Source organism: Carboxydothermus islandicus (assembly GCF_001950325.1).
In the GTDB taxonomy this organism is placed as follows: Bacteria; Bacillota; Z-2901; order Carboxydothermales; family Carboxydothermaceae; genus Carboxydothermus; species Carboxydothermus islandicus.
This window is the reverse complement of sequence record NZ_BDJL01000088.1, coordinates 1-241: the sequence shown is the minus strand read 5'-3', so window position 1 is coordinate 241 and position 241 is coordinate 1. Positions and strand designations below refer to the sequence as shown.

Here is a 241-nt window from a genome sequence, read left to right as displayed (position 1 = left end):
AACTGTGCTTTATCCTTCTGGACTTTCTGCCCTTGTAATCTCCCCGATAGCCTTTGTCTTTTATTGCTACCCTTTCTATCACTATGCCTTTGTTCTTTGCAAGGGCCAATTTTATAATTTTGTGAGCGTATACCCATGCATAGTAATCTCTTTTCTCTTTCTTCCCATCCCAGAGATAGGGTGTGGGGATTTCTCCAAAGCTTTCTAAATTGCCCTCTTTCTTTATTTCAGCCCAGGCTAT

The 241-nt window shown here is 41.1% G+C and carries 1 pseudogene; it reads right to left on the bottom strand.

Going from position 1 to position 241, the window contains the following annotated elements:
* A pseudogene (locus tag ciss_RS09220) lies at nt 1-241 on the bottom strand (IS200/IS605 family accessory protein TnpB-related protein); the annotation flags it as partial.